Consider the following 26,237-nt stretch of genomic DNA (forward strand, 5'->3'; position numbering starts at 1 on the left):
CGTGCGGGGGTGGGGGCGCGGTGCGTTGCGGGGGTGGCGTAGCGCGCGAATCGGTACGTAAGCCAGTGGGTAAATGTGATTAACGGTGCGATGAAGCTAGGGCCTACGGAGGGCTCTGGCAAGACCAGGGGCGGAAGTTGACGATGTGTCCGGAGTGGTGTGGGTGATCTCCCGAGCCGCCCCGTACGCCCGCGCGGGCCGGTCGCCCCGTCGCCCCCGCGCAGACCGGTCGCCCCGTACGCCTGCGCGCAGACCGGTCGCGCCGTCGCCCCACTCGTCCACGTCGCCCGTGCGGCGTTCGAACCCCGCGACACGCCGGACAGGGGTTGGGTCCGGCGACCGGACGTGCCAGCCTTCGAAGGCGGCACGGCCCCGCGACTCCGGCCCGATCCGAACGGAAGGCCCTGGGGACCCGGCCACCGGTGCACGGCACCGGCACGCACCGCCTCCGCACCCGGAGGCCGACGAGAGGAAGCGACTTGCCGCAGAATCCGGGCAACCTCCTGGCCATCAGCGACCTTCACGTGGTCCACGAGGAGAACCGCCGGATCGTCGCCGGTCTCCGGCCGGAGACGGAGGAGGACTGGCTCCTGGTCGCCGGGGACGTCGGCGAGATGTCCGAGGACATCGCCTGGGCCCTCGGCGTCCTCGCCTCGAACTTCGCCAAAGTCGTCTGGGTACCCGGTAACCACGAGCTGTGGACGCCCCCGAAGGACCCCCTGCAGCTGCGCGGGGTCAAGCGCTACGACCACCTCGTGGAACTCTGCCGGAGCCTCGGGATCGTCACGCCGGAGGACCCCTACCCGGTCTGGCAGGGTCCGCTGGGCCCCGTGACCGTCGCCCCGCTCTTCCTGCTGTACGACTACACCTTCCGCACCCACCCCGGGCTCAGCCGTGAGGACGCGCTGGCCGCCGCCCACGAGGCGGGCGTGGTGTGCACCGACGAGTACCTGCTCCACCCGGACCCGTACGAGAGCCGCCACGCCTGGTGCGAGGCGCGGGTGCGCCTGACCGAGGAGCGGCTCGGCGCGCTCGACCCGGACATGCCGCTCGTCCTGGTCAACCACTACCCGCTCGTCCGTACCCCCATGGACGTCCTGCGCTACCCCGAGTTCGCCCTGTGGTGCGGCACCGAACGGACCGCCGACTGGCACCGCCGCTTCCCCGTCGCCGCGATGGTCTACGGGCACCTCCACATCCCCCGGTCCACCGTGTACGACGGGGTCCCCTTCGAGGAGGTCTCCGTCGGCTACCCGCGCGAGTGGAAGCGCCCCGGACATCCCCGCACCGTGCCGCCCCGGCGCATCCGCCCGGTGGCCGTCCCGGCCGTACGGGGAGGACGGTGACGCGGCGGTGACCCGGGCGGCCCCGTAACGGACCGGCCGTCACCGACGCCGCGGTCCCGCCCGGCGCCACGTGACGCTCCCCTCAATGGCATGGTCGGCGCGGACCCGGACGCGTACCGTATGGCCGCATGAAGATCCTCATCAGCGCCGACATGGAGGGCGCGACCGGCGTGACCTGGCCCGGCGACGTCCTGCCGGGCGCTCCCCAGTGGGAGCGCTGCCGCCCGATGTTCACCTCGGACGTGAACGCCGCGGCCCTCGGTTTCTTCGACGGCGGAGCCGACGAGGTGCTCGTCAACGAGGCCCACTGGAGCATGCGCAACCTCCTCCTGGAGCAGCTCGACGACCGCGTCCAGATGATCACCGGCCGGCACAAGACCCTCTCCATGGTCGAGGGGATCCAGCACGGGGACGTCGACGCGGTCGCCTTCGTCGGCTACCACACCGGCGCGGGCACCGAGGGCGTCCTCGCCCACACCTACCTGGCCAACTCGGTCACCGGCGTCTGGCTGAACGGCGCCCGCGCCAGCGAGGGACTGCTCAACGCGCACGTCGCCGCCGAGTACGGCGTCCCGGTCGTGCTGGTCACCGGCGACGACCTCACCTGCGTGGACGCGCAGGGGTACGCCCCCGACGCCCGCAAGGTCGCCGTCAAGGACTACGTGTCCCGGTACGCGGCGGTCTGCCGCACCCCCGCCCGTACCGCCGCCGACATCCGCGCCGCGGCCGCCGAGGCCGCGCCGCTCGCCGTCCGGTACGACCCCGTCACCGGGGAAACCTACGCCGTGGAGCTGGAGTTCGACGCCGAGCACCTGGCTTCCGCCGCCACCGTCGTCCCCGGCGTGGCCCAGACCGGCGAACGGCGCGTCGCCTACACCAGCGCGACGATGTACGAGGGGATCCGCACGTTCAAGGCGGTCACGACGATCGTGTCGGCCGCAGTGGAGGAACAGTATGGCTGAGTCGCCCGCCCCCGATTCCGTGGACCAGCAGGCCCTCGACGAGTCGGTGACGTTCACCTCGGAGCTCATCCGGATCGACACCACCAACAGCGGCGACGGCACCTGCCAGGAACGCCCGGCCGCCGAGTACGTCGCCGAACGCCTCGCGGACATCGGCCTGGAACCGGTCCTGCTGGAGCGGACCCCGGGCCGGACCAACGTGGTGGCGCGGATCGAGGGCACCGACCCCTCGGCCGACGCCCTCCTCGTCCACGGCCACCTCGACGTCGTCCCCGCCGAGGCCGCCGACTGGACCGTGCACCCCTTCTCCGGCGAGGTGCGCGACGGTGTCGTCTGGGGCCGCGGCGCCGTCGACATGAAGAACATGGACGCGATGATCCTCGCGGTCGTCCGCGGCTGGGCCCGCGCCGGCGTCCGCCCCCGCCGCGACATCGTCATCGCCTACACCGCCGACGAGGAGGCCAGCGCCGCCGACGGCTCCGGCTTCCTCGCCGACCGGCACGCCGGCCTCTTCGAAGGCTGCACCGAGGGCATCAGCGAGTCCGGCGCCTTCACCTTCCACGCCGGTGACGGCCTCTCCCTCTACCCGATCGCCGCGGGCGAGCGCGGTACGGGCTGGCTGAAGCTCACCGCCCACGGCAGGGCCGGCCACGGCTCCAAGGTCAACCGCGACAACGCGGTGACCCGGCTGGCCGCAGCCGTCACCCGGATCGGCGAGTACACCTGGCCCGTCCGCCTCACCCCGACCGTGCGGGCCGGGCTCACCGAGACCGCCGCGCTGCACGGCCTCACCGTCGACCTCGACGCCCCCGGTTTCGACGTCGACGAACTCCTCGGCAAGCTCGGCCCGGCCGCCGCCCTGTTCGCGCCGACCGTCCGCAACAGCAGCAACCCGACCCAGCTGGACGCCGGATACAAGGTCAACGTCATCCCCGGCCACGCCACCGCCGTCATCGACGGACGCGTGGTCCCGGGCGGCGAGGACGAGTTCCACACCACCATGGACCTGCTCACCGGGCCGGGCGTCGACTGGGAGTTCATCCACCGCGAGGTGCCGCTCACCGCACCCGTGGACTCGCCGACCTTCGCCAAGCTGCGCGCCGCCGTCGAGCTCTTCGACCCCGGCGCGCACGCCGTCCCGTACTCCATGTCGGGCGGCTCGGACGCCAAGCAGTTCTCCCGCCTCGGCATCACCGGCTACGGCTTCTCACCGCTCAAGCTGCCGGTCGGATTCGACTACCAGGCGCTCTTCCACGGCGTCGACGAACGCGTTCCCGTGGACGCCCTGCACTACGGGGTCCGCGTCCTCGACCACTACCTGCGCAGCGCCTGACCACGACGGGGGAATCAACCATGGCGTCCACCCAGCCCAGCACGGCCCAGCCCACCACCGCCCCGGCCCCGGCCCCGTACGGCACCTGGCCCACCCCCGTCGACGCGGCGCTCGCCGCCTCCCACGACGGCCGCCCCGAGTACGTCGGTACCGTCGGCGAGGAGGTCTGGTGGACCGAGCCCCGACCCGCCGAAGGCGGCCGGCGTGCCCTGGTGCGCCGGAGCGCGGAGGGCGCGATCACCACCGTGCTGCCCGCACCCTGGAACGCCCGCAGCAGGGTCATCGAGTACGGCGGACAGCCGTGGGCCGGAATCGCCCGCCCCTCGGGAGGCCCGCTCGTCGTCTTCGTCCACTTCGCCGACCAGCGGCTCTACGCCTACGCCCCCGACGGCCCCGACGCCCCCTGGCCGCTCACCCCGGTCTCCGCCACCGGCGGCGGGCTGCGCTGGGTGGACCCGCAGATCCACCCGGACCGGGACGAGGTCTGGTGCGTCCTGGAGGAGTTCACCGGCGAGGGCGCCGGTGACGTGCGCCGAGTGGTGGCCGCCGTACCGCTCGACGGTTCCGCCGCGGGCGACCGGGCCGCCGTACGCGAACTCTCCGACGACCGCCACCGGTTCGTCACCGGTCCCCGGCTCTCGCACGACGGCCGCCGGGCCGCCTGGATCGCCTGGGACCACCCGCGGATGCCGTGGGACGGCACGGTCGTGATGCTCGCCGAGGTCACCGGTGAGGGCACCTTCACCGGCATCCGGCCCCTCGTCGGCGACACCGACGAGTCCGTCTGCCAGATCGAATGGGACCGCGACGGCTCCCTGCTCTTCGTCTCCGACATCGGCGACTGGTGGCAGCTCCAGCGCATCCGGCCCGACGCCGTCTCCGGCGGAGCCGTACCGACCACCACCCTCTGCCCCGGCCGGGGCGAGGAGTTCGGCGGACCGCTCTGGAAGATCGGCCTGCGCTGGTTCCGGCGGCTCGACAACGGACTGATCGCCGTCATCCACGGCAAGGGCACCACCCGGCTCGGCGTGCTCGACCCGGAGACCGGCGAACTCGTCGACGTGGCCGGCCCCTGGACCGCCTGGACCGAAACCCTGGCCGTCCGGGGCGACCGTGTCGTCGGTGTGGCCGCGAGCCCGTACACCGGTTACGAGGTCGTCGAACTGGACACCTCGACCGGCCACACCCGGACCATCGGCGCACCGCACACCGACGCCGTCGACCCCGCGTACTACCCCCGGCCTCAGGAGCGCACCTTCGCCGGGCCGGACGGCCGGGACATCCACGCCCTGGTGTACCCGCCCCGCAACCCCGGGCACACCGGCCCCGAGGGCGAACTGCCGCCGTACGTCGTCTGGGCGCACGGCGGCCCCACCAGCCGCGTCCCGCTCGCCCTCGACCTGGAGATCGCCTACTTCACCTCGCGCGGCATCGGCGTCGTCGAGGTCAACTACGGCGGATCGACCGGCTACGGGCGCACCTACCGCGAACGGCTCCGCGAACAGTGGGGCGTCGTCGACGTCGAGGACTGCGCCGCCGTCGCCGAGGCACTGGCGGCCGAGGGCTCCGCCGACCGCGCCCGCCTGGCGATCCGGGGCGGCAGCGCCGGCGGCTGGACCACCGCCGCCTCCCTCACCAGCACCGACCTCTACGCCTGCGGGGCCATCAGCTACCCCATCCTCGACCTCACCGGCTGGGCGGTCGGCGAGACCCACGACTTCGAGTCGCAGTACCTGGAGTCACTCGTCGGCCCGCTCGCCGAGGTGCCCGACCGCTACCGCGACCGTTCGCCCCTCACCCACGCGGACCGGCTCCGCACCCCGTTCCTGCTGCTCCAGGGGCTGGACGACGTGATCTGCCCGCCCGCGCAGTGCGAGCGGTTCCTCGCCGCGATCGAGGGGCGCGGCATCCCGCACGCCTACCTCACCTTCGCGGGGGAGAGCCACGGCTTCCGGCTGGAGACCACCCTGATCCGCGCGCTGGAGGCCGAACTCTCCCTGTACGCCCAGACCTTCGGCATCGACGGAGTCGACGTCCCGGCCCTGGAGCTGAAGCGATGAGCGCGGCCCCCGCCGGTGCCGGATCCGGTACCGGCCCCGCACCGCTCGCCCGCGCCGCCCGGCTGAGGCCCGGCGCCCGCGTCGCCGTCGTCTCGCCCAGCGGACCCGTACCCGCCGAGCGGCTGGACGCCGGGCTCGACCTGCTGCGCGGCTGGGACCTCGATCCCTTCGTCACCCCGCACGCACGCGACGTCCACCCCGAACTGGGCTACCTCGCCGGGACGGACGAACACCGCGCCCAGGACCTCCAGGACGCCTGGTGCGACCCGTCCGTCGACGCGGTCCTCTGCGCCCGGGGCGGCTACGGCGCGCACCGCATGGTCGACCTGCTCGACTGGACCGCCATCCGCGCGGCCGGCCCCAAACCGTTCGTCGGCTACAGCGACATCACCGCGCTCCACGAGGCGTTCGCCCTGCGCGCCGGGTTCTCCACGCTGCTCGGCCCCATGGTCGGCGCCGAGACCTTCCTCAAGAACGCGCCCACCCAGGACGGACTGCGCGCCACCCTCTTCGAACCCGAGTCGGTCCGCACCCTGGGCCTGGAGACCGCGGCCTCCCTGGTCCCCGGGCGGGCCCGGGGGGTCACCTACGGCGGCTGCGTCAGCCTGCTCGCGGCCGACCTCGGCACCCCCGGCGCCCGCACCTCGGGCCGGGGCGGCCTCCTCCTCATCGAGGACGTCACCGAGGACCCGTACCGCATCGACGGCATCCTCACCCGGCTGCTGCGCTCCGGCGCCCTGGAAGGCGTCGCCGGGGTGGTCTGCGGCTCCTGGGAGAAATGCGGACCGTACGACCAGGTCCGCGCGGTGCTCGCCGACCGGCTCGGCACCCTCGGGGTGCCCGTCGTCGAGGAGCTGGGATTCGGCCACGGCCCGTCCACGCTCACCGTCCCGCTCGGACTCCCCGCCGTGCTCGACGCCCCCGCGGACGGCGGCCGGGCGACCCTCACGGTGGAGGTGCCCGCACTCGTCTGACGGATCGTGGCATCCGGACGTGGCCGTGCGGGGGGACGGGGCTCGGGCGGCCCCTGCCCACCGCGCGTCCCGTCAGGGACAGAAGCGCCACCGGCCTTCGGAGACGACGTCCACCGTGGTGTCCCTGACCCGGACGGCCGTGTCGTCGTCGATGAACCAGACCGGGAAGTCGGCCCGCGCGGCGATGCGGTCGGCCCAGGCGTCGTCCCGCTCGGGGAAGTCGGGCGAATGCAGGTGGGGCTTGAGATACCAGTCGAAGAGGCCGAACGGAGGCTCCACGGTCGTCGCGCCGAGCGCGTGGAGATCCGCCGTGTCCCCGACGACCTCGGCGGAGTGCGTGGTGAGGTTCCGGCTGAAGATCATCGACCCGGCGCTCATCCCCACGTAGACCCGGCTCTCCAGCGCCTCCAGGACGCCGTCGGCCAGGCCGTTGCCCGTGATGCTGCGCGCGAGGTGGTACTGGTTGCCGCCCCCGACGTGGATGACGTCGGCATGGAGCAGCCGGTCGAGCACCGTCCGCGGGGGCAGGCCGTTCAGTTCCAGGACGTCGAACTCGCGCCAGCCGAGGCCGTGCACCCGGTTCATGTCCGCGAGGAGCCACCCGTGGTCCCCGGGCTCGGCGACCGACGCCGTCGGAACGTACACGACGTTCGCCGACCCGAAGGGCTTTCCCAGCATGTCCCGCAGGGCGTCCCGCAGCGTCTCGTTGCGCAGGCCGCTCGCCGTCAGCAGAAGCTTCATCGCGCGAGTGAACCACGACGGACGGGCGCGTGCGCAACGGCATTTCCGCTCTCCGGCCCGCGACTCCCTCGGGGGAATTGGCGGCTGGAGCGTTGACACCGGTGTGCTCCGTGTCACAGCATGAACACGTTCCGTCACCGACGGGTCGGTGACCTCGCTCTTTCCCGCGCGCTTCGGTGGTGCGGTGGTCTGTTCGGGCGTCGGCCGGTGGCCCCGGTGCCCTGGGTGTGGAGGTCCGCGGTGTCAGGTGTCGTCGCCAGGTTCGGGAAACCGTTCGCGGCCCTCGCAGGAGCGGCGCTGACCGCCCCGCTCGTCCTGGCCGGCCCCGCCCGCGCGGCGGACGAGCCGTACACCGTCACCCCGCTGAAGTTCACCGTGCGCGCGGGCGGCCACGACTGCACCGTCGACGCCGACCTCTACCGCCCGCGCGGAGCCGACGCCGCGCACCCCGCTCCCGCGGTCCTGGCGACCAACGGCTTCGCGGGCAGCAAGTCGGACGGCTCCACCGACGCCCTCGGCCGCGCCTTCGCCGCCCGGGGGTACGTGGGGCTCGTCTACTCCGGCCTCGGCTTCGGCCGGTCCGGCTGCCTGATCACCCTCGACGCCCCGGAGGCCGACGGGCAGGCCGCCTCCGGGCTGGTGGACTTCCTCGCGGGCACTCGGGCGGCGGACGACGGCACCCGGGCCGACTTCGTCACCCTCGACGGGGCGGGCGACCCGCGCGTCGGCATGATCGGGGGCTCCTACGGCGGCGCGGTGCAACTGGCCACCGCCTCCGTCGACCACCGCGTCGACGCGCTCGTCCCCCTCATCACCTGGAACGACCTCGGCTACTCGCTCGCGCCCAACAACGTCACGGAGAGCGCGGGGGGCGCCGTCACGGGCACCGCGGCCTCCCGTACCCCGGGCGTCTTCAAATGGCAGTGGACCAACGGTTTCTACCTGATGGGCGAGGGACAGCCGCTCCTCGCCCCCAGCCTCGACCCGTCACGCTTCGGCACCCTGGACTGCCTGCACTTCACCCCCAGGGCCTGCGACACCATCAGCTTCCTCAACTCCGGCCGCTACCCGGCCGCCGAAGCCGGCGCCGTTCTCGCCTACACACGCGGCGTCTCCCCGGTCTCCTACCTCGACCGGGTCGAGGCGCCCACCCTCCTGGTGCAGGGCCAGGCGGACACCCTGTTCAACCTGAACGAGGCCACCGACACCTACGACGCCCTCCGGGCGAACGGCACCCCCACCAGGATGATCTGGCAGGCCTGGGGGCACAGCGGGGGAGGCGCCACCCCCGGTGAACTCGATCTGTCCCAGGGCAACCTGGAGACCAGTTACGTCGGCCGGCGCATCCTCGCCTGGTTCGACCGCTACCTCCGCCACCAGGCCGCCGACACCGGGCCCGCCTTCGCCTACTACCGCGACTGGAGGAGCGGATACGGCACCGCCGACGCACCGCCCGCCCCTTCGCGCACCCTGTACCTCTCCGGCGACGGCACCCTCACCGACCGCCGCTCGGGCGTGGTCGCCGGCAGCCGTTCGTACACCAACCGGCCTCTGCCCAGCAGCCATTCGGAGACCTCGCTCTCCGGGCTCACCGGACTCCCCGACATCGACCCGTACGACACCGCCGGAACCCACCTAGCCTGGACCTCCGCCCCGCTCACCGCCGACCTCGACGTCGTGGGCGCGCCCCGCGCCCGGCTGCGGGTGTCCTCCCCGAAGGCGGAGCGGGTGCAGAACAGCGGGGACGCCGCCGACCGGCTCGTGCTCTTCGTCAAGGTGTACGACCTCGCCCCCGGCGGGTCCGTCGAGCTCGTCCACCGGCTGGTCGCCCCGGTGCGCGTCCCCGACGTGACCAGGCCCTTCACCGTACGGCTGCCGGGCATCGTCCACCGGTTCGCCGCCGGACACCGGCTCCGCCTCGTGATCGCGGGCAGCGACACCGCGTACTACGGCAACCGGGGGACCAAGCCCGTCACCGTCTCCGCCTCGCCGCAGGACACCGGGGTGCTGGAGCTGCCGGTGGTCCCGGCCGGCTGAGCCGTGCGTCACTCGAACGGACGCACACCACCGGTCGCCCGACGCCCGACGGGCGCAAGCTGGTCCCCGGAGGGCGGTCGCGTTCGGCCCGACCCGCGCGGGGCTGCTCCGGCGACCAGGGAAAGGCCGGACCCATGAGCCCCAAGAACGTGTCCAGCGACGGCCGAGGTGCCAGTAACGGCTGGCTCACCCCCGGCCGTGTCGTCGTGGCCGTCATCGCCGTACTGGCGATCGTCTTCATCTGCGTGAACACCGGGGACGTCACCATCCGCGTCATCATCCCCACGGTCACCATGCCGCTCTGGCTCGCCCTGCTGGGGGTCTTCCTCGCCGGGCTGGTCTGCGGGGGATACGTGTTCCGGCGGCGGAACAAGTGACGACCGGGCGCGGGTGAGCGGGGCCGGTGGGCGGGGGCGCCGGGACCGGCGGGAGCTTCCGCCGCTGTCCGGGCCGTCCTACCGTGGGCCGATGCACGTATCGGACGATCATCCCGCCGCCGCCCCGCAGGCCCGGGCCGCCGCCCCGGCCGCCTCTGGTTCCGGGCCCCTCGCGCACGCCCCGTCGGCCGGGCACTCCGGCGCGGGCCTCCCGCGGGGGCCGCTGACCTCGCTGCGCCGCTTCACCCCCGAGGACGCCGCCGAATTCACCGCACGCGCGCGCGAGAGCCGCGCCCTGCACCGCCCCTGGCTCTTCCCGCCCACCGAGGAGGAGGCGTACGCCGCCTACGCGGGACGGCTGCTGGCGAGCCCCGACCGAGAGGGCTTCCTCGTCGGCGAACGCGCTGCGGGCGGTGCGATCGCCGGATTCGTCAACATCAACAACATTGTCGGAGGAGCCTTCCGCTGCGGGGCCCTCGGATACGGCGCCTTCGCGCATGCCGCCGGGCGGGGGCTGATGTCCGAAGCCCTCGGTCTCGTCCTCCGGTACGCCTTCGGTCCGCTCGGGCTGCACCGGCTGGAAGCCAATGTGCAGCCCGGCAACGCGGCTTCGATCGCGCTGGTGCGGCGGGCCGGCTTCCGGCTCGAAGGACTCTCGCCGGACTTCCTCCACATCGACGGAGCCTGGCGCGACCACGAGCGCTGGGCGATCACCTCGGAGATGCTGCCGGAGCAGGGCTGAGGGGTGCGTGGCACGGGAGGCGTCTCCCGGGCACGGGCGGCACGTCCCTCGGGCGGAGCCGGAGCCGGAGCCGGAGCCCGTGCCTCAGCCGGCGCCGGATCCGGCGTCCGGGACGGCGAAGGGGCTCCGGCCGAGTCGGTTCAGCAGGTCCGCGACATCGCTGTACACCCCGGCGGCACCGGACTCCACGAGGTCCTCGCGCGGGATGCCGCCGCTCAGCACCCCGACCGCCGTGACCCCCGCCCGCGCGGCGGCCTTCATGTCCCAGACGGTGTCGCCGACGAAGACGGAGGCCTCCGGTGTGCCGCCCACCAGCCCCATCGCGTGCTCCACCGGATCGGGGGCGGGCTTGCCCTCCGCGGTGTCGCCGGCGGACGCGGTGGCCCGGACGACGTCGTCGGCGTCCAGCGCGCGGCGCAGCGCGCCGAGTTCGGCGCCGGTCGCCGAGGTCGCCAGCACGACCTGCCAGCCGCGCCCGGATATCTCCCGCAGCAGCTCGGCCGCCCGGTCGAAGGCAGGCAGCCGGTCGAAGAAGGTCGCGTACAGCGTCGTGTGCGCGGCGCTGATGCGCTCGTCCTCCTCCTCGCGGCGCCCCTCGCCCAGGAGCCCGGCGATCAGGTCGCTCCCGCCCAGGCCCACCGACCGGTGGATGTCGTGCATGGCGACGCGGTGTCCGGCCTGACGGAAGGCCTCCCACCACGCGGTCACGTGCAGATGGTTCGTGTCGACGAGGGTTCCGTCGACGTCGAAGATCGCGGTGTGCGTCATCGCCGGCTCCCCGGAGGACGCGTTCAACCCGTACCGGCGACGAGGGCCGCCTTCGCCTCGCGCACGAAGGGGCCGAGGTCGTCCGGGGTGCGGGAGGTGATCAGGGTCCAGTCACCGGAGGTGTCGGCGATCACCGGCTCGTCCACCCAGGTCCCGCCCGCGTTCCGGATGTCCGTGCGCAGCGAGGGGTACGAAGTCAGCGTGCGGCCGTCGACCGCACCGGCCTCCACCAGCAGCCACGGGCCGTGACAGATCGCCGCGACCGGCCGGCCGGTCCGGGTGAACGACCCGAGGATCTCCAGTGCCTGGTCCTGGAGCCGCAGGGTGTCCGCGTTCAGCGTCCCGCCGGGGACGATCAGCAGGTCGTAGGCAGTCGGATCGACGTCCGCCAGCGTCAGGTCCGGCCGTACCGCCTTGCCCGGGTCCTTGTCGCCGACCAGGGTGCGGATCTCGTCCGGGGAGACGGCCGCCACCCGCACCTCCGCGCCGCCGTCCCGCAGCTGCCCGACCGGTACGACCAGCTCGTCCTGTTCGACGCCGTAGTTGGTCACGATCGCCAGGACCCGCCGGCCCGCGAGGGAGATGTCAGCCATGTCGGTGCCTTTCCGCGTGGTGTTCACGGAGCTGCCCGGGGCGAGCGGCTCCGCCCGTACCCATACGTCTCTCCAGCGTCGCACGGACCACACGTACCCGCGTCGTGGCGGCGGGGACGCCTCGCTCTCCCCCTCGGAATCAACGGTTCCTCCAACGGCGTGCCACAGCCGGAGGGACACCCCTGGAAGATCACGGACGTAGGCGGCCGCGGCCCTTCCGCCGGCTCTTCGCGTGCTACGAGAGAGGAGTTCCGGCCGGGATCTTCCGCCGGCCGCACACGATTCGAGGCCCGCGCCGCAAGCCGGCCGGGCGGGGTGAGGGGAAGTATGGAGAGATCGACGCGGAGACGCGCGGGACGGAGATCCGGCGCGGTGGCCGTCGTGCTGGGGGCGATGATGGCGGCGGGGGTGGCCGGCCCGGGCGTGCAGTCGGCCGCCGCCCAACCGGCCTTTCCTTCCTGGCTGGTGGGGTTCGAGAGCGAGAACCCGGTCACCGGCGTCCACCGGGGGTGCACGGCGGTCGAAGTGACCGGGGTCCGTGAGGTGACCGCTCCGGACTGCTTCACCGGCCGGTCGGGGAACGACTGGTACTGGTGGTACCACGGGGGCACTCCGGACTGGGGAGGGAACGCCATGCGGTACGCGACCGCCGCAGGGTACGACGCCACGACCCGCAAGGACGCCCTCGCGGTCGCCCCCGCGGGCAACTCCCCGGTGAGCTACATGACCGGCAACGGCCACCCGGTCCTCGCGACCGCGGCCGACGCCGCGCTGTACGCGCCGGGAGCCGCTGCCACCTTCTACTCCTGGGCGGGCAGGGACTCCGAGAGCGCACGCTCGGCGCACACCGAGCAGGTGGCGATCCTGACCACCGCGACCTGCGCCTCGCTGCTCGGGCGGACGCCGCCGACCGGCTCCTTCTGCACCCTGCCGGCCAAGGGCGCCCCTGCACCCGACCCCGCCGACCAGTGCCTGGGGGACGCGGGCGGTGCGCTCGTGGCCGGCGGCAAACTGATCGGAATCTCGGCCACACCCGCCTCGGGATGCGTCGCCGCCGACGGGGTGCGCCTCTACACCGGCGTCGCCGCGCACCGAACGACGGTCGAGACATGGCGCCACGACGTCTACTTCGAGGACTGGGAAACCCGGGGCTCGGTGGTCGCGACCCAGCCGTCCACCGGCGGAGGGCTCGTCTCCTTCTGCGGGGTGAACGGCCAGGACCGCCTCGTCAACTGCGAGCACGAGACCGGGGCGACCGGCTTCTGGCACGTCTCCTACGACTGGATCGTCCAGCCCGGCGACATCACCGGTGACGGCAACGCCGACCTGCTCGCCCGGACACCGGGCGGCGGCCTCTACCGCTACTCGGGGCCGGGCCCGGTGTGGGACTCCCTCGACACCCGGCCGCACACCTGGCTGGGCAACGGTTTCGCCGGATACAACGCCCTCTTCGCCGCCAACGACTTCTCCGGCGACGGGCTGCCCGACCTCCTCGGCAGGGACGCCGCGGGCGACCTCTGGCTCCACACCGGCAACGGCAAGGGCGGATTCGGCCCGAGGAAGCACATCGGTGTCGGCCTCAAGGGCTACAACCTGGTCACCGGACGCGGCGACCTGTCCGGCGACGGCCTCGCCGACTTCGTGGCACGCGACAGCGCCGGCACCCTGTGGCTCTTCAAGGGCAACGGCAGGGGCAGCTACGCGGGCCGGGTGAAACTCGGTACCGGGTACGCCGGTTACCGGCGCATCGTCGCCGACGGCGACATCGACGGCGACGGACGCCAGGACCTCTTCGCGACCACGCCCGCGGGCGGGGCGGCCGTCCTCAACGTCTCCAAGGGCGTGCTCGCACCGGCCAAGTGGTACGCCTCCAAGGGATACCAGTACTTCTCCCACATCGCCTGAACCGTCCCGAGCCACTGCCCCGCCCGGACCCCGCGCACGCTCCGGGGCCGGGCGGGGCTTCTCCGGCCGGGCCCTCAGGCGGCGCCGGGTGGATCAGGCACAAACAGAGGATCTGAACCCGGCACGAACAGGGGATGAACAAGGCGCCCGCTGCGGCGAATTCGCTGGGCCGCCGCCCGGAATCGGCCCGGGACGCCGTTAATGTCGGCGCTCATGACCGTCGACAGCACCGCGCACACCCCGCCCCACCCGCAAGAACTCGCCGCCGTGCAGGGCGAATCCCGCGCCCCGCGCGGTCTGCGGCCGGCGCGGTCGATCGCGGCGGTGGCAGTCGGCCTCTGCGTGGTCGCGCTCATGTGCCGGAGCGGCCTCAACCACGACGTCCGCTACTCCCTCGGCGGCATCCGGGCCACCCACCGCGCGGGGCTCGCCGCGTCGGAGATCTTCGTCCACCGGCCGCTGGCGTACCGGTGGACCATCGCCGGGCTGGACGCCCTGACCGCCGGTACGGTCGCCGAACGGGAGGCGCTGATCCGGCTCGTCGTCGTCCTCCTCTCCCTGGGCGCGGCCTGGTGGCTGCGGGCGGGCCTGCTGCGCACGCTGCCCCGGCGCGAGGCCGGTGCGGTGGCGGTCGCGGTGGGCGCCGCGCTCGTGTGCGCCCCGGCCTGGGACTTCCTGCAGCCCGAGTGGCTGGCGGTACTGCTGTCGACCGCCGCCGTCGGCGCCGCGCTCGCGGGACGCCGTACCGCCCCGGCCGTATCGCTCTCCGGTGTCCTGCTCGCACTCGCGGTGCTGATGAAGTACACGACCGCCTCGACCGCACTGCTCGCCCTGGTGGTCGTCGCGGTCCTGGACCGCCGCCGTGCCGTCCTGAGCGCGGCGGCCGCGGCGCTGGCCACGCCCGCCGGGCTCGCTCTCGCGGTCTGGACGGAGCCCCGCGAATGGCGCTGGCTCCACGAGTTCTCCTCGCTCAACCCCAACAGCGTGTTCCGTACCGGCTTCGGTGCCGAGCAGGTCCACGAGCTCTGGACGTCCCTGGTCAACGAGGCCGTACTCGTCCCGGTGGTGGCCCTGCTGCCGGTCACCCTCACGCTCCTGGTCCGCACCTCCACCACGGCCCGAGGCCGCTGGAGCCGGCCCGCGCTGACCGTGTCCGGCCTGCTCGTGGTGGTGGCGACCGTCGTGGTGCAGGGGCAGTGGTTCCTGTACCACCTCGCCCAACTGCCGGTGCTCGGTGCCGCCTTCTGGGCGCTGGCGGTCACCCGGCATCTCACCCGGCACGGCCGGACACCGGCCGGTCCGGTGGGTGCCACGGCCGCACTCGGCGTCGCGGTCCCGCTGGTCGCGGGACAGCCGCTCGCCTGGCGCACGACCCACGCCACCCCGGCCTGCGCCGCCCTCGCGGTCGTGGTGCTGCTCGCCCTGGCCGCAGCCCTCACGGCGGGCCGCCGACCGGCCCGCCCCCGCCGGGGCACGGCCGTCGCCGCGGTGGTGGCGCTGGGCCTCGCCACGGCGATCCCCGCCTGGCCGACGACGCCGTACTCCTTCGACATCCGCCACTCGGACTTCACGGCGGAGTCCCGCGCGGAGGCCCTGCGGGACCTCACGCACCGGCTCGACGGGCTCCGCGCCCGCGTCGGCCCGGACACCCCCGTCGTCTATCTGGCCTTCGGCGACATCGCCTACTCCCTGGGCAACCCCACCCGCTGCCGCTACCCCTCCCCGGCCTTCCTCCAGCGCACCTCGTACGACCCCGACGTCACGGAGCTCGCCAGCTTCGACGAGAACCTCGCCTGCTTGGACGACCCCGCCGCCCGGTATCTGATCGTCGACCCCGCCTGGTTCCCGTTGAAGCGGGTCGCCCCCGCCGTACGGGAGGCCGTCGATGGCCTCTACGACTGCTCGGGGCCGACCGCCTTCTCGGAGGCCGGACTCCGCGTGTGCGCCCGGCGCTGACACCGCCTTCAGTCGACGAGCGCCCGCTGCCCGTCGAGCCGGGCCAGTACCTCCAGGGGGTTGCCCAGGCTCTCCGAGAAGGCGAGTTCCGCCGCGCCGATCAGCACGGTGCTGTCGCCGAGCTCGCAGACCCGCAGCCGGAGGTTCTCGCGGGAGGCCCTGAGGGCGGTGGTGTTGATGCGGCTGCGCACCTGCGCGGCCGACCCGAGGAAGACGTCCCGCAGCACCCCACCGAAGATCACTGTTCCCGGGTTGAAGAGGTTGACCAGGTTGGCGACCCCGATACCGAGCCAGTCGCCGACGTCGCGCAGCGCCGCGGCGGCGGTGACGTCCCCCCGGTCGGCCGCGGCGACGACGGCGCGCACGGAGTCGTAGCCGGGGGTACGGCCGTCACGCCGGGAGGCCTCCAGCAGGGCCCGGGCGCCGGCTTCGGCTTCGAGGCAGCCGGTGGCCCCGCAGCCGCAGCGCCTGCCGCCGCGCGGGTTCACGATCATGTGGCCGGCCTCGCCGCCGTACCCCTCGTCGCCGCGCAGCAGCTGTCCGTCGACGATGATCCCGGCCCCGATACCGATGTCACCGTGCAGGTAGACGAGGTTCCGGCAGCCGGCGCCTGCGCCGCGCAAGTGCTCGGCGAGAGCTGAGACGTTGGCCTCGTTGCCGATGGTGACCGGGACGGAGAGGCCGAGGCGGCCGGCGAGCTGGGCGCCGAAGTCCTCCTCCGTCCAGCCGAGGTTGGGAGCGAAACGGACCAGTCCGTCGGGGTGGCGGACGATGCCCCGCACCGCCACGCCCACGCCGACACAGTGGCTGCCGGGCGGAGTCGCGGTCAGCATCTGCCGGGCCGACGCCGTGAGCGCGTCCGCGACCTCGCCGGGGCGCTGGGGGCCCGCCCCGGGCCAGGGGATTTCACGCCGGTCGAGGAAGAGGCCCCCCAGGCCGATGCGGGCAGCCGTCAGACGGTCGACACCGATGTCGAACGCCAGGACGTAGGCGCGTGCGGGCTCGGGCCGTACGACCAGAGAGGGCCGTCCCGCCCGGCCGGTGTCGCGGGGGAGTTCCTCGCGTACGAGGCCCGCGGCGGTGAGCTCACTGACCAGACCCAGCACGGTGCTGCGGTTGACACCCATGCGTTCGGCGAGAACCGTCCGGGAGACGGGTCCGCCGATGTGGACGTGGCGCAGCACCGTGCTGAGGTTGTGCCGGCGTATTTCCTCCTGGGAAGGACCGGCTTTCATAGGGTGAACCTCATCGTTGTGCGGCGGTGAGCCTCATCGTTGTGCTGCGCGGCGGCGGGACAGAGCGTCCACACCCGCGGCGACCAGCAGTACCGAACCGGTGACAGCGTACTTGACGCCCGAGCTGTACCCCATGAGGCCCATTCCGTTCTGGATCACGGCGACCACCATGCCGCCCAGCACGGCGTCGATGACGCGCCCGCGACCGCCGAACAGACTGGTGCCGCCGATGACCGCGCTGCCCACGGCGAGCAGCAGCACGTTGCTGCCGCCGGTGTTCGGGTCCACCGAGTTGCCGCGCGAGGCGGCGATGATGCCGCCGACGGCCGCCATGGCCGAGCAGATGACGAACGCGGCGACGCGGATGAAGGCCACGTTGATGCCTGCCCTGCGGGCGCCCTCGGCGCTGCCGCCCACCGCGTAGATGTGCAGGCCGAAGGAGGTGCGCTGGAGCACGAAGGTGCCGATGACCAGCAGGGCGCCGATGACCGGCACCACGATGGGCACGCCCTTGAGCGAGTCGACGATGACGTTGCGGCTGCGTTCCTGGTTGAGCAGGTACACCGCCAGGCCGCCGAGGACGGTGGCCGTGGAGAGGCGCAGGGCGAGCAGGGCGGGCGGTGAACCGGCCAGTCCGCGCGCTCTGCGGTTGCTGTTCGCACGGAGCTGGACGGCGGCGTAGGCGGCGACGCAGACCGCGAGCAGGACCCAGCCGAGCGCGGGGCTCAGGTTGTCGTTGGCTATGGCGAGGATCGTCCTGTCCTCGATCGAGATGTTGGTGCCCTCCTTCAGCAGGATCAGCACGATGCCCTGGAAGCCCAGGAACGCGGCCAGGGTGACGACGAAGGACGGAATCCCGATCTTCGCCACCAGGGTGCCGAGAAGCAGGCCGATCGCCACCCCGGTCAGCATCGCGGCGGCCACCGCCCCGTACCAGGGCCAGCCGTGGTCGGTGAGGAGGATCGCCAGCACGGCGGCGCAGACGCCGCTGGCGTACCCGGCGGAGAGGTCGATCTCGCCGAGGAGAAGAAGGAAGACCAGGCCCATGGCGATGGCGATGCTGCCCGCGCCCTGGGTCAGCAGGTTGGCGAAGTTGAGCTCGGTCAGGAAGACCGGGCGGAGGATCGCGAAGAACGCGCAGAGGACGACGAGGCCGAGGACGGCGGGGAGCACACCGAGTTCGCCGCCGCGCACCCGCTCGACGTAGGCGCGGGCGAGAGCGCCGACACCGGCCGTCCCGGTGCGGTCGTCGGCGCCGGGTGCTCCGGCCTCTCCGTGCTCTTCCGGCTTCTCGGGCGCGAGGGCGGTCATGTGGTGGCTCCGTTGGTGTCGGTGAGGCCCAGGTCCCCGCTGCGGCCCGCGGTGATCAGTTCCACGACCTGGGCGTGCGTCACGTCCGAGGTCTTGACCTGGGCGGCCATCCGGCCCAGATGGAGGGCGGCGATCCGGTCGGACACCGCGAAGACGTCGTTCATGTTGTGCGAGATCAGCACGACGCTGAGCCCGTTGTCGGCGAGCCTGCGGACGAGCTCCAGGACCTGCGCGGTCTGCGCGACGCCGAGCGCGGCGGTCGGCTCGTCCAAGACGACGACCTTGCTGTTCCACAGCACCGCCTTGGCGATGGCCACGGTCTGCCGCTGTCCGCCGGAGAGGCTGGAGACCTTCTGGCGGACCGACTTCACGGTGCGGACGGAGAGGCTCTTCAGCGTCTTGGCGGCCATCTCCTCCATCGTCCAGCCGTCGAGCACGATGCCCCGGCGCTTCTCACGGCCGAGGAACATGTTCTGGACGATGTCGAGGTTGTCGCAGAGCGCGAGGTCCTGGTACACGATCTCCACGCCGAGCAGGGCGGCGTCGCGCGGGCTGTGCACATGGACCGGCTCGCCGTCGAAGAGGTACTCGCCCGAGTCGATCGGATGGATCCCGCCGACGCACTTCACCAGCGTGGACTTGCCGGCGCCGTTGTCGCCGACCAGGGCGGTCACCTCCCCCGGGTAGGCGGCGAAGTTCACCTCGTGCAGCACCTGCACCGCGCCGAAGCTCTTGTCGATCCCCCGCAGTTCGAGGATCGGGGTCGCTGTCATGGGTGGACGGCTCCTTACGGGTCGTTGCGCCGCGGGCCCCGGCCGGAGAGTCCGGTCCGGGGCCGCGGTCACGCCGGGACGCCCCGGCACGGTCTGCCGGACCGCCCGCCCGGGGCGTCGGTCCGGGCGGGTCTACTGGATGCCGTACTTGGTGCACAGAGCGGCGTACTTGCCGGTGCACAGATCGGCCTTGGTCACGTATCCGTCTGCCACGACGTCCTTGACGTTGTCCCGGTAGATGGCCGTCGGGGTCTCGAGGACCGCGGCGACGTCGCGCTTGCCCTCCGGGTCGTTGACGGTGGCGTTGGTCTCGCCCTTCTCGCCCTTGGCCAGGCTCACCGCGAGCTGGGCGGTCGCGTCCGCTTCCTTCTTCACGGCCTTGTAGACCGTCATGCACTGGTCCCCGGCCAGGATGTTCTGCAGGCCCTGGACGGTGGCGTCCTGGCCGGTGACGGGCACCTGGCCGTTGCGGTGGTTCTTGCGCAGCACCGCGATGGCGGCGTTGCCGAGGCCGTCGTTGGCGGCCAGCACTCCGCCGATCTTGGGCTCGCTGGTCAGCATCTGCTCGAAGATCGTGCCGGCCTGGGCGTTGTCCCAGTCCGGAACCGACTGGTTGGGGCCCTTGGTGTACTCGCCGGAGGCGTACTTCGGGTCGAGGACGCTGTTGTAACCCTGGGCGAACAGCGTGGCGTTGTTGTCGGTGGGGGAGCCGTTCAGCTCGGCGACGACCGGCTTCTCGGCCTTCAGGTCGGTCAGGCACTTGCCGAGGCCCTCGCCCTGGAGCTTGCCGACGGCCGTGTTGTCGAAGCTCACGTAGTACTGGGCGGAGCCGCCGAGGGTCAGCCGGTCGTAGTCGATCGTGGCCACGCCCTGCGACTTGGCCTTGGCGAGGACGGCCTTGCCGGTGCCGCTGTCCAGGTTCACGATCACCAGGACGTTGACGCCCTTGGTGATCATCTGGTCGGCGATGGTCTGGAAGGCCTGCTTGTCGCCCTCCGCGTTCTGGATGTCGTAGTCCACGCCCGCGGCCTTGAAGGCCGCGGTCAGCAGCGGGCGGTCCGCGTCCTCCCAGCGGGCCGACGACTTGCTGTCCGGAAGGATCACGCCGATCTTCGGCTTCTTGGCACCGCCGTCCGCTCCGTCGTCACCGGAGGAGCCGCCACAGGCGGCGAGCGATGTCATGAGCACCATGGTGGTGCCGGCGAGGACAAGTCCCTTGCGCATCGGAAGGGCCCCTTTCTGGGGGTACGGCCGTCCGGCGCCGGTCGCACGGGTCGGCAGTGATGGATTACCGGCAACGCGGCGAACGCGCGGTGCGTACACGGGCGTTGAATGTTGTGGGCGGCAACATACGCGGCCCGGCCGACTCGCCACCAGTCCCTCACCCGCACGGCCCGGTTACGATCGCATCACGCCGCGGCAATCGGCCGGTAACACCCTGAACACCCTCAACTCCCGCCCCGCACAGGTGCGTCGGCCTTGGGGTGGCGAGGCGTCGGTGAACGTGATCGGTTGCCGAGCGGGTGTGTCGCGTGTGTGTGCCGCGTGGACCGGTGGCCGCAGTACGGGACCGTCAGAGGGTCTGTGGTGTTCGAAAGTTTCGATGTTGACATGGCAACTTTCGCATGGTCTTCTGCTGCGCGCCGGATCCGTTCGCGTACCTGCTCGCCTCGGGGGCCGCAGCGCGGGTGGCCCGGCGGGGGAGGCGAAGTCGGGTGGAGGAGAGCTTGGCCGTGACCACGGATACGGGCTTGCCGCAGGCGGAAGTGGAGGCTCCGGGGCAGGTGTCCCGAGGACGGGCGCTCGTCGCGGTGGCCGGGCTGTCGCTCGCACTCTTCGCGTTCGCCACGGTCGAGGCACTGCCGGTGGGTCTGCTGCCGCAGATCGCGCACAGCCTCGGGGTGTCGCTGCCGTCCGTGGGCTTCCTGGTGACCGGATACGGCCTCGTCGTGATGGCGTCCGCCATCCCGTTGACCGCGATGACCCGGCGGATTCCCCGCCGGCGCCTGCTGGCCGTGCTGCTGGCCCTCTTCACCGGAGCCACCCTGCTCTGCGGCACGGCACCCGGGTACGGCGTCCTGCTGGGGGCGCGCGTGCTGATCGCGCTGACCCACGCGGTGATGTGGTCGGTGGTCGCCTCGGCCGCCGCCGGCATGTTCCCCGTACGGGTGCGGGCCAAGGTGGTGGCCACGCTCTTCGGCGGGTCGTCGCTCGCCCAGGTGCTGGGCGCGCCCGCCGGAACCTGGCTCGGACAGCAGACCGACTGGCGCGTGCCGTTCGTGGTGATGAGCGCCCTGGGGCTGATCGCCGGGATCGTCGTGGTGGGCACGCTGCCCCCGACACCGGTCGAGGAGAACCCGGCCGCCACCGCCCCGGCGCCCGACCGCTTCCGGTTCGTGCTCCTCGTGGTGGTGACCGCCGTCGTCATCGGCGGGTTCTTCACCTTCTACACGTACGTCACCGTCTTCCTCACCGACGTCGCGGGGATCCCCTCGCACTCCGTCGGCGCCGTGTTCGCGGTGGGCGGGGTGGGCGGGGTGATCGGCACCAGCCTGTCCGGGATGCTGGCCGCCCGCAGCACCCGCGCCACCATGGCCGGATCGGTGGCCGCGATGACCGCCGCCCTGGCGCTCCTCGTGGTGGCCGGAGCCCGTCCCGCCGCCTCGGTCGCGGCGGTGACGCTGCTCCTGCTGGCCCTGTCCGCCATGCTCACCGCACTCACCAGCCGGATCCTGTACATCGCGCCGGGCAACGTGGACGTCGCCTCCGCGACCGGTTCCGCCGCGTTCCAGGCGGGCATCGCCGCCGGATCCTTCTTCGGCGGGAGCGTCCTGGGCACCCACGGCCCGCACGGCGTCGCCGTCCTGGGCCTGTGCGTCGCCGCCGCCGGGCTCGTACTGCTCCTCGCCGAGGAGCCCCTCAGCCGTCTCGCCGGTGTCAGGCGGCCCCGGGGGCCCTTGGGGGGAGTCACGCGGCCCCGGGACCCCGCCGGCCCTTGTAGTTGACCTTCATGGTGTCCATGTCCGTCGCCGTGGAGCGCAGCGGTCCGTAGCCGAAGCCCTGGGCCCTGAGCGCGGTCTCCGCACGCTCCTCGGCGAGGGCGGACGCCATCTCCTCGCCGTCCTCGGCGTCCGACACCACGATGTACCGGAAGCTGAAGTGCTTCAGCACGGTGTCGTAGGTGAGCGAACCCTCCTCGGTGAACTGCATGGAGGTGAGGCCGTGATCCGCCACCTCGGCGAGCAGCCGGGACCGCGCCTCGTCCGTCAGCCCGTCCCAGGTGCCCCGGACGATCACCCGGTATGTGTGCTGCGTACCCATCGTGGTGCCCTGCCTTCTTCTGCGCCGTACCGCCTCGGTGCCGCGCTGCTTCCGTGCCGTGTGCGGGGAATCCTCCGCGCGTTCGTCCCGCGGCGAAATCCGCTCGGGGCCCAGGTTACGACGGGAAGGATGAGCGGCATGCGGAATATTGTCGTCATCGACGCACCCTCCAACCTGGGCCTGAGGCCCCCGTCGCCCGGCACCGTCCCCGGCTGCTGCAAACTCGCCGGAGCCTTGCGCGAACAGGGAATCGTGCGGAGGCTCGGGGCCCTGGAAGGCGGCGTCGTGGTCCCCCCGCGCTACGACCTCGGCACCTGGCAGGAGGGCGACGGCGTGTTCAACGCCACGGCCCTCGCCCGTTACACGCGTACCCTCGCGGACCGCCTCGAACATCACGTCAGGGCGGGCGACTTCCCGGTGGTGCTGGGCGGCGACTGTTCGATCCAGCTGGGAGCCTCCCTCGCCCTGCGCCGCATCGGACGGTACGGACTGGCGGCCGTGGACGCGTCGGCGGACTTCCGGCACCCGGGCAACTCGGACCGGATCGGCGCGGCGGCCGGTGAGGAGATGGCCCTCGCGACCGGGCGGGGGCAGGACGATCTCACCGACCTCGAAGGGCTCCGCCCGTATCTGCGGGACGAGGACCTCCGCCTCTTCGGGCTGCGGGACGCGGACGAGGACCGGGCCGAGCTGACCGGCCTGAAGATCCCTCATGTGACGGTCGGCGAGATCCGGGAGTGGGGGCCCGCCGAGGTGGCCCGGGCCGTGGTGGTGTCCCTGGAGGCCCCTCCGCTCGACGGATTCTGGGTGCACCTGGACGCCGACGTGCTCGACCCGAGCGTGATGCCCGCCGTCGACAGCCCCGACGACGGCGGACTCCTGCCGGACGAACTCGCCCCACTGCTGCGTACGTTGGTCGCCTCACCCCGGTGCGTGGGTCTCAACGTCACGATCTACGACCCCGACCTCGACCCCGAGGCCACCGCGGCGGTGCTCCTCACGGACCTGGTGGTGGGGGCGTTCTCGGGGCAGCCCTGAGGTGCTGCGCCGCACCCGGGCCCGACCCGGGCGCGCGGTTTCGCGTTGGGGCGCGTTTTGAAAGTAGCGTCGTCGAGCAGGCGGGACTTTCAAAACACGCCCCAGCCCGGGTCGGGCGTGGGCCACCGGGCGGACGGACCGCCGGACTCGGTCCCCGGGGCGGGTCAGACGACGGCGTTGCGGTCCGCGTACTCGAAGACCGAACCGTCCGGGTGCAGGGCGATCAGGTTGCGGCCCGCGGGGGTCGGGACCGGGCCCGCGACGATGTGCGCACCCGCCCGGGTGAGCGCCTCGCGGGCCTCGTCCACGTCCTTGACCGCGATGGTGGCCGCCACCTTGCGCAGCATCTCCAGTTCGGTCTCGGGCCCGCTCATGAGGAGGAAGCAGCCGATCGCGGCGACCGACACCCCGCCGCGCTCGAAGCGCAGGGCGCGGGTGCCGGTGATGCCCTCGTAGAAGGCCACCGAGGCCTCCAGGTCGTCGACGCAGATGCGTAGCGTGGTTCCCAGGATGTCCATGCCCACGAGGTTAGTTGGGGCTCCCCGACCGCGTGATCGATTCGCGCCGGTCCGGACCGGCACGAATCGGATCGGCCGGGCGCACCGGGGCGGCCGGGCGCGCGGGACAGGTCGGCCCGGACCGGAACGACGCGACGGGCCGCGGGGACGTGGGGACGTCGGTCCGCGAGCCCGTCGGCCACGGGGCGGGGGAGCCCCCGCCCCCGGTCACACCCGGCAGAGCACCTCGCCGTGCGGCACCATGAACCAGCCGTCGCCCTCCTCGCCCCAGGCGCGCCAGGCCGCCGCTGCCGCCGTGAGGCCCTCGGCCGTGGCGTGGCCGCCCTCGATCGCCCTCTTCGCGTAGGTGGAGGCGACCGTACGGTCCGCCCACAGCCCGCTCCACCAGCTCCGGCTCTCCGGCGTGGCGTAACACCAGGCGGCGGCGGTCGGGGTGATGTCGGTGAAGCCGGCCTCCCGGGCCCAGGAGAGGAGCCTGCGCCCCGCGTCGGGCTCGCCGCCGTTGGCGCGGGCCACCTGCCGGTACAGGGTCAACCACGCCTCCATGCCCGGCACTTCCGGGTACCAGGTCATCGCCGCGTAGTCGCTGTCCCTGGCGGCGACGATCCCGCCCGGGCGGCAGACCCTGCGCATCTCGCGCAGCGCCTGCACGGGGTCCCCGACGTGCTGGAGCACCTGGTGGGCGTGGACCACGTCGAAGGAGTCGTCCGGGTAGTCCAGCGCGTGGACGTCGGCGACGGCGAACGAGACGTTCTCCAGGCCGCGTTCACGGGCGGTGCCGGCCGCCTGGTCGAGGATGTCCTGGTTGGTCTCGATGCCGGTCACGACGCCCGGTGCGACCAGCGCGGCCAGATCGGCCGTGATCGTCCCCGGCCCGCAGCCCACGTCCAGTACGGACATACCCGGCTTGAGCTCACCGAGCAGATAGGCCGCCGAGTTCTCGACGGTGCGCCAGCGGTGCGAGCGGAGCACCGACTCGTGGTGCCCATGGGTGTAGACGGCGGTTTCCTTCGGCATGCCGAATGTCCTCTCTCCGGACGCTGCTTCGAGCGATGTCCCCACGGTACGCCGTGCGCCGCATTATGAGACGTGTGTCTTGTCATGTGAGACTCGGAAATGGGTGCGGGTGCCCTGTCCGGGGTGATCGTCACGGGCATGACTGCTGAACTCTTCTTGTGATGGGCGGACTTGGGTAATCGCCGGGGCCGCAGATCTCGGGTGCCGCCGCAGTGGGGGCGGCCGGTGTAGGACGCTCGAACTCCTGCCCGGAGTGGGGTGCGCACGGCAGGGCGGCCCGCACCCCGGCGCGTTTCTTCGGCCCGGCACCTGACGGTGTCGGCGGCGATGAGATCGGTGTCGGACGGGTGGGCGGGCGCGAGGAAGTTCCTGGCAGACAGCCAGACAGCCAGACTGGCAGACTGGCGGCCTCGGCCGGGAACCCGTCCACCGGATGGTTCCCGCGTCCAGTTGCCGGGCCCGTCCGGTCCGACTGCCCGTCAGGCCGGTCATGGCTGATCGCCACCACGCGACGGCCGGTCGACGCGGGAGACGTACGAGGCCGGCACGGAAGCGGATCTCCATGCGGGCGGGCTGCCGGGGCAGAGGTGGCCGTGGTGCTCATTCGTCCAGGAGGAACCGGTGTCGGACCCGAACCTGTCCACCCCCGAGGAGAAGCTCGCCGATGCGAAGAGGCTGTTGGGTCTCCCCCGTATCGTCGTGATCTGCGGCTCCACCCGCTTCATGGCCGAGATGACCGAGGCCGATCTGCGGGAGACCGGAGCCGGGAAGATCGTCGTCAGACCGGGCTGTGACATGAAGTCGCCCCACGGACTCTGGTCCGATCCCGCCGAGGCCGAGGCGCTGAAGGCCCGGCTCGACGAGCTGCACCGGGCGAAGATCCGGCTCGCCGACGAGGTGCTCGTGGTCGGCGACTACGTCGGAGACAGCACCCGGGCCGAAATCGCCTACGCCCGGTCGCTGGGCAGGCCCGTGCGGTTCACGCACCCCGAAGTGGACCCCGACGCCTGACCGCCCGCTGCCACCTCGGCGACCGGGCCGGCGGCTCGCCGCCCGACCCGCGTCCGGGAAGTCGGCTCCCCGCGGTACGGGCCGGCCGGAGCCTCGGGCGCACGTCGGTTCGGCCCGGACCGCCCTAAAGCGTGTTGCAGAAGCCTGTGGGCGGGCAGGCGGAGCCGGGTTCCGCGCCTTTGTGGATCATGGTGTGAGGGCGTGGTTGTGCATGGTGGC

General features: G+C 72.6%; 23 protein-coding genes. 13 read left to right on the forward strand and 10 right to left on the reverse strand.

Annotated features, from left to right (window positions below; genetic code table 11):
- The first annotated feature begins 479 nt into the window (after positions 1-479).
- The 5 genes from ACWCWD_RS32790 to ACWCWD_RS32810 all read left to right on the forward strand — a co-directional run bounded on the left by ACWCWD_RS32790 (position 480) and on the right by ACWCWD_RS32810 (position 6,675).
- Positions 480-1,346 (forward strand): metallophosphoesterase family protein, encoded by an 867-nt coding sequence (locus tag ACWCWD_RS32790; protein WP_450778569.1) that lies wholly within the window; start codon positions 480-482, stop codon positions 1,344-1,346.
- A 128-nt stretch (positions 1,347-1,474) separates the two neighbouring features.
- Positions 1,475-2,308: a M55 family metallopeptidase gene (locus ACWCWD_RS32795; RefSeq protein WP_450778571.1), complete on the forward strand. Its 834-nt coding sequence runs from the start codon at positions 1,475-1,477 to the stop codon at positions 2,306-2,308.
- Complete coding sequence (locus ACWCWD_RS32800) at positions 2,301-3,641, forward strand: M20/M25/M40 family metallo-hydrolase (protein ID WP_450778573.1); 1,341 nt, start codon at positions 2,301-2,303, stop codon at positions 3,639-3,641. The genes ACWCWD_RS32795 and ACWCWD_RS32800 overlap by 8 nt, the downstream gene beginning before the upstream one ends.
- Positions 3,642-3,661: 20 nt before the next feature.
- Positions 3,662-5,701: a S9 family peptidase gene (locus ACWCWD_RS32805; RefSeq protein WP_450778575.1), complete on the forward strand. Its 2,040-nt coding sequence runs from the start codon at positions 3,662-3,664 to the stop codon at positions 5,699-5,701.
- Positions 5,698-6,675 (forward strand): S66 peptidase family protein, encoded by a 978-nt coding sequence (locus tag ACWCWD_RS32810; protein WP_450778577.1) that lies wholly within the window; start codon positions 5,698-5,700, stop codon positions 6,673-6,675. Before ACWCWD_RS32805 ends, ACWCWD_RS32810 begins: the two co-directional genes overlap by 4 nt.
- 72 nt (positions 6,676-6,747) lie before the next feature.
- On the opposite strand, the gene ACWCWD_RS32815 is transcribed toward ACWCWD_RS32810, so the two are convergent.
- Complete coding sequence (locus tag ACWCWD_RS32815) at positions 6,748-7,416, reverse strand: Type 1 glutamine amidotransferase-like domain-containing protein (protein WP_450778579.1); 669 nt, start codon at positions 7,414-7,416, stop codon at positions 6,748-6,750.
- Positions 7,417-7,656: 240 nt separating this feature from the next.
- On the opposite strand from ACWCWD_RS32815, the gene ACWCWD_RS32820 reads away from it, so the two are divergent.
- The 3 genes from ACWCWD_RS32820 (at position 7,657) to ACWCWD_RS32830 (ending at position 10,572) form a co-directional block, all read left to right on the forward strand.
- On the forward strand, positions 7,657-9,453 hold the full coding sequence (locus ACWCWD_RS32820) for a CocE/NonD family hydrolase (RefSeq protein WP_450778581.1): 1,797 nt from the start codon (positions 7,657-7,659) through the stop codon (positions 9,451-9,453).
- A 134-nt stretch (positions 9,454-9,587) separates the two neighbouring features.
- Positions 9,588-9,830: a LapA family protein gene (locus tag ACWCWD_RS32825; RefSeq protein WP_450778582.1), complete on the forward strand. Its 243-nt coding sequence runs from the start codon at positions 9,588-9,590 to the stop codon at positions 9,828-9,830.
- Positions 9,831-9,921: 91 nt separating this feature from the next.
- Positions 9,922-10,572 carry a GNAT family N-acetyltransferase gene (locus tag ACWCWD_RS32830; RefSeq protein WP_450778584.1) on the forward strand — a complete coding sequence of 217 codons (651 nt, stop codon included), beginning with the start codon at positions 9,922-9,924 and terminating at the stop codon, positions 10,570-10,572.
- An 84-nt stretch (positions 10,573-10,656) separates the two neighbouring features.
- On the opposite strand, the gene ACWCWD_RS32835 is transcribed toward ACWCWD_RS32830, so the two are convergent.
- Both ACWCWD_RS32835 and ACWCWD_RS32840 read right to left on the reverse strand, forming a co-directional pair.
- Positions 10,657-11,340, reverse strand: a complete 684-nt coding sequence (locus ACWCWD_RS32835; protein WP_450778586.1) for an HAD family hydrolase — start codon at positions 11,338-11,340, stop codon at positions 10,657-10,659.
- Between the two features lie 23 nt (positions 11,341-11,363).
- Positions 11,364-11,933, reverse strand: coding sequence for a type 1 glutamine amidotransferase domain-containing protein (locus ACWCWD_RS32840; RefSeq protein ID WP_450778588.1), 570 nt, complete (start codon positions 11,931-11,933; stop codon positions 11,364-11,366).
- A 372-nt stretch (positions 11,934-12,305) separates the two neighbouring features.
- On the opposite strand from ACWCWD_RS32840, the gene ACWCWD_RS32845 reads away from it, so the two are divergent.
- On the forward strand, positions 12,306-13,838 hold the full coding sequence (locus ACWCWD_RS32845; RefSeq protein ID WP_450778590.1) for an FG-GAP repeat domain-containing protein: 1,533 nt from the start codon (positions 12,306-12,308) through the stop codon (positions 13,836-13,838).
- A gap of 213 nt (positions 13,839-14,051) precedes the next feature.
- Positions 14,052-15,794 (forward strand): hypothetical protein, encoded by a 1,743-nt coding sequence (locus ACWCWD_RS32850; RefSeq protein WP_450778592.1) that lies wholly within the window; start codon positions 14,052-14,054, stop codon positions 15,792-15,794.
- An 8-nt stretch (positions 15,795-15,802) separates the two neighbouring features.
- On the opposite strand, the gene ACWCWD_RS32855 is transcribed toward ACWCWD_RS32850, so the two are convergent.
- The 4 genes from ACWCWD_RS32855 to ACWCWD_RS32870 all read right to left on the reverse strand — a co-directional run bounded on the left by ACWCWD_RS32855 (position 15,803) and on the right by ACWCWD_RS32870 (position 20,337).
- Entirely contained in the window at positions 15,803-17,029 is a 1,227-nt protein-coding gene (locus tag ACWCWD_RS32855) for an ROK family protein (RefSeq protein ID WP_450778594.1), read from the reverse strand.
- 33 nt (positions 17,030-17,062) lie between these two features.
- Entirely contained in the window at positions 17,063-18,340 is a 1,278-nt protein-coding gene (locus tag ACWCWD_RS32860) for a sugar ABC transporter permease (RefSeq protein WP_450778596.1), read from the reverse strand.
- Entirely contained in the window at positions 18,337-19,113 is a 777-nt protein-coding gene (locus tag ACWCWD_RS32865) for an ATP-binding cassette domain-containing protein (RefSeq protein WP_450778598.1), read from the reverse strand. Before ACWCWD_RS32865 ends, ACWCWD_RS32860 begins: the two co-directional genes overlap by 4 nt.
- A gap of 132 nt (positions 19,114-19,245) precedes the next feature.
- Complete coding sequence (locus ACWCWD_RS32870) at positions 19,246-20,337, reverse strand: sugar ABC transporter substrate-binding protein (protein ID WP_450778600.1); 1,092 nt, start codon at positions 20,335-20,337, stop codon at positions 19,246-19,248.
- 509 nt (positions 20,338-20,846) lie between these two features.
- Between ACWCWD_RS32870 and ACWCWD_RS32875 the strand changes: the two genes are divergently transcribed.
- On the forward strand, positions 20,847-22,118 hold the full coding sequence (locus tag ACWCWD_RS32875) for an MFS transporter (protein WP_450778602.1): 1,272 nt from the start codon (positions 20,847-20,849) through the stop codon (positions 22,116-22,118).
- Here ACWCWD_RS32875 and ACWCWD_RS32880 read toward each other — a convergent pair.
- Entirely contained in the window at positions 22,081-22,434 is a 354-nt protein-coding gene (locus ACWCWD_RS32880; protein WP_450778604.1) for a DUF6204 family protein, read from the reverse strand. The two genes, ACWCWD_RS32875 and ACWCWD_RS32880, sit on opposite strands and share 38 nt — an antisense overlap.
- 138 nt (positions 22,435-22,572) lie before the next feature.
- Here ACWCWD_RS32880 and ACWCWD_RS32885 point away from each other — a divergent pair, with 138 nt between their 5' ends.
- Positions 22,573-23,472 (forward strand): arginase family protein, encoded by a 900-nt coding sequence (locus tag ACWCWD_RS32885; protein ID WP_450778606.1) that lies wholly within the window; start codon positions 22,573-22,575, stop codon positions 23,470-23,472.
- A gap of 164 nt (positions 23,473-23,636) precedes the next feature.
- Here the strand turns inward: ACWCWD_RS32885 and ACWCWD_RS32890 are convergent, their stop codons facing one another.
- Together ACWCWD_RS32890 and ACWCWD_RS32895 are read right to left on the reverse strand one after the other, a co-directional pair.
- Positions 23,637-23,990 carry a VOC family protein gene (locus tag ACWCWD_RS32890; RefSeq protein WP_450778608.1) on the reverse strand — a complete coding sequence of 118 codons (354 nt, stop codon included), beginning with the start codon at positions 23,988-23,990 and terminating at the stop codon, positions 23,637-23,639.
- A 207-nt stretch (positions 23,991-24,197) separates the two neighbouring features.
- Positions 24,198-25,007, reverse strand: a complete 810-nt coding sequence (locus ACWCWD_RS32895) for a class I SAM-dependent methyltransferase (protein WP_450778610.1) — start codon at positions 25,005-25,007, stop codon at positions 24,198-24,200.
- Positions 25,008-25,628: 621 nt separating this feature from the next.
- On the opposite strand from ACWCWD_RS32895, the gene ACWCWD_RS32900 reads away from it, so the two are divergent.
- A complete protein-coding gene (locus ACWCWD_RS32900) occupies positions 25,629-26,018 on the forward strand; it encodes a hypothetical protein (protein WP_450778612.1) in 390 nt (129 codons plus the stop codon).
- Positions 26,019-26,237: the final 219 nt, after the last annotated feature.

This window comes from Streptomyces sp. NPDC001493, assembly GCF_053597235.1.

What these genes read in the sequence shown, in the direction of transcription:
- ACWCWD_RS32795 (WP_450778571.1), top strand. Translation starts at nt 1,475, where the DNA reads ATGAAGATCCTCATCAGCGCCGACATGGAGGGCGCGACCGGCGTGACC.
- ACWCWD_RS32870 (WP_450778600.1), bottom strand. Translation starts at nt 20,337, where the DNA reads ATGCGCAAGGGACTTGTCCTCGCCGGCACCACCATGGTGCTCATGACA.
- ACWCWD_RS32835 (WP_450778586.1), bottom strand. Translation starts at nt 11,340, where the DNA reads ATGACGCACACCGCGATCTTCGACGTCGACGGAACCCTCGTCGACACG.
- ACWCWD_RS32880 (WP_450778604.1), bottom strand. Translation starts at nt 22,434, where the DNA reads ATGGGTACGCAGCACACATACCGGGTGATCGTCCGGGGCACCTGGGAC.
- ACWCWD_RS32860 (WP_450778596.1), bottom strand. Translation starts at nt 18,340, where the DNA reads ATGACCGCCCTCGCGCCCGAGAAGCCGGAAGAGCACGGAGAGGCCGGA.
- ACWCWD_RS32805 (WP_450778575.1), top strand. Translation starts at nt 3,662, where the DNA reads ATGGCGTCCACCCAGCCCAGCACGGCCCAGCCCACCACCGCCCCGGCC.
- ACWCWD_RS32825 (WP_450778582.1), top strand. Translation starts at nt 9,588, where the DNA reads ATGAGCCCCAAGAACGTGTCCAGCGACGGCCGAGGTGCCAGTAACGGC.
- ACWCWD_RS32850 (WP_450778592.1), top strand. Translation starts at nt 14,052, where the DNA reads ATGACCGTCGACAGCACCGCGCACACCCCGCCCCACCCGCAAGAACTC.
- ACWCWD_RS32895 (WP_450778610.1), bottom strand. Translation starts at nt 25,007, where the DNA reads ATGCCGAAGGAAACCGCCGTCTACACCCATGGGCACCACGAGTCGGTG.
- ACWCWD_RS32865 (WP_450778598.1), bottom strand. Translation starts at nt 19,113, where the DNA reads ATGACAGCGACCCCGATCCTCGAACTGCGGGGGATCGACAAGAGCTTC.
- ACWCWD_RS32855 (WP_450778594.1), bottom strand. Translation starts at nt 17,029, where the DNA reads ATGAAAGCCGGTCCTTCCCAGGAGGAAATACGCCGGCACAACCTCAGC.
- ACWCWD_RS32885 (WP_450778606.1), top strand. Translation starts at nt 22,573, where the DNA reads ATGCGGAATATTGTCGTCATCGACGCACCCTCCAACCTGGGCCTGAGG.
- ACWCWD_RS32890 (WP_450778608.1), bottom strand. Translation starts at nt 23,990, where the DNA reads ATGGACATCCTGGGAACCACGCTACGCATCTGCGTCGACGACCTGGAG.
- ACWCWD_RS32830 (WP_450778584.1), top strand. Translation starts at nt 9,922, where the DNA reads ATGCACGTATCGGACGATCATCCCGCCGCCGCCCCGCAGGCCCGGGCC.
- ACWCWD_RS32840 (WP_450778588.1), bottom strand. Translation starts at nt 11,933, where the DNA reads ATGGCTGACATCTCCCTCGCGGGCCGGCGGGTCCTGGCGATCGTGACC.
- ACWCWD_RS32815 (WP_450778579.1), bottom strand. Translation starts at nt 7,416, where the DNA reads ATGAAGCTTCTGCTGACGGCGAGCGGCCTGCGCAACGAGACGCTGCGG.
- ACWCWD_RS32800 (WP_450778573.1), top strand. Translation starts at nt 2,301, where the DNA reads ATGGCTGAGTCGCCCGCCCCCGATTCCGTGGACCAGCAGGCCCTCGAC.
- ACWCWD_RS32810 (WP_450778577.1), top strand. Translation starts at nt 5,698, where the DNA reads ATGAGCGCGGCCCCCGCCGGTGCCGGATCCGGTACCGGCCCCGCACCG.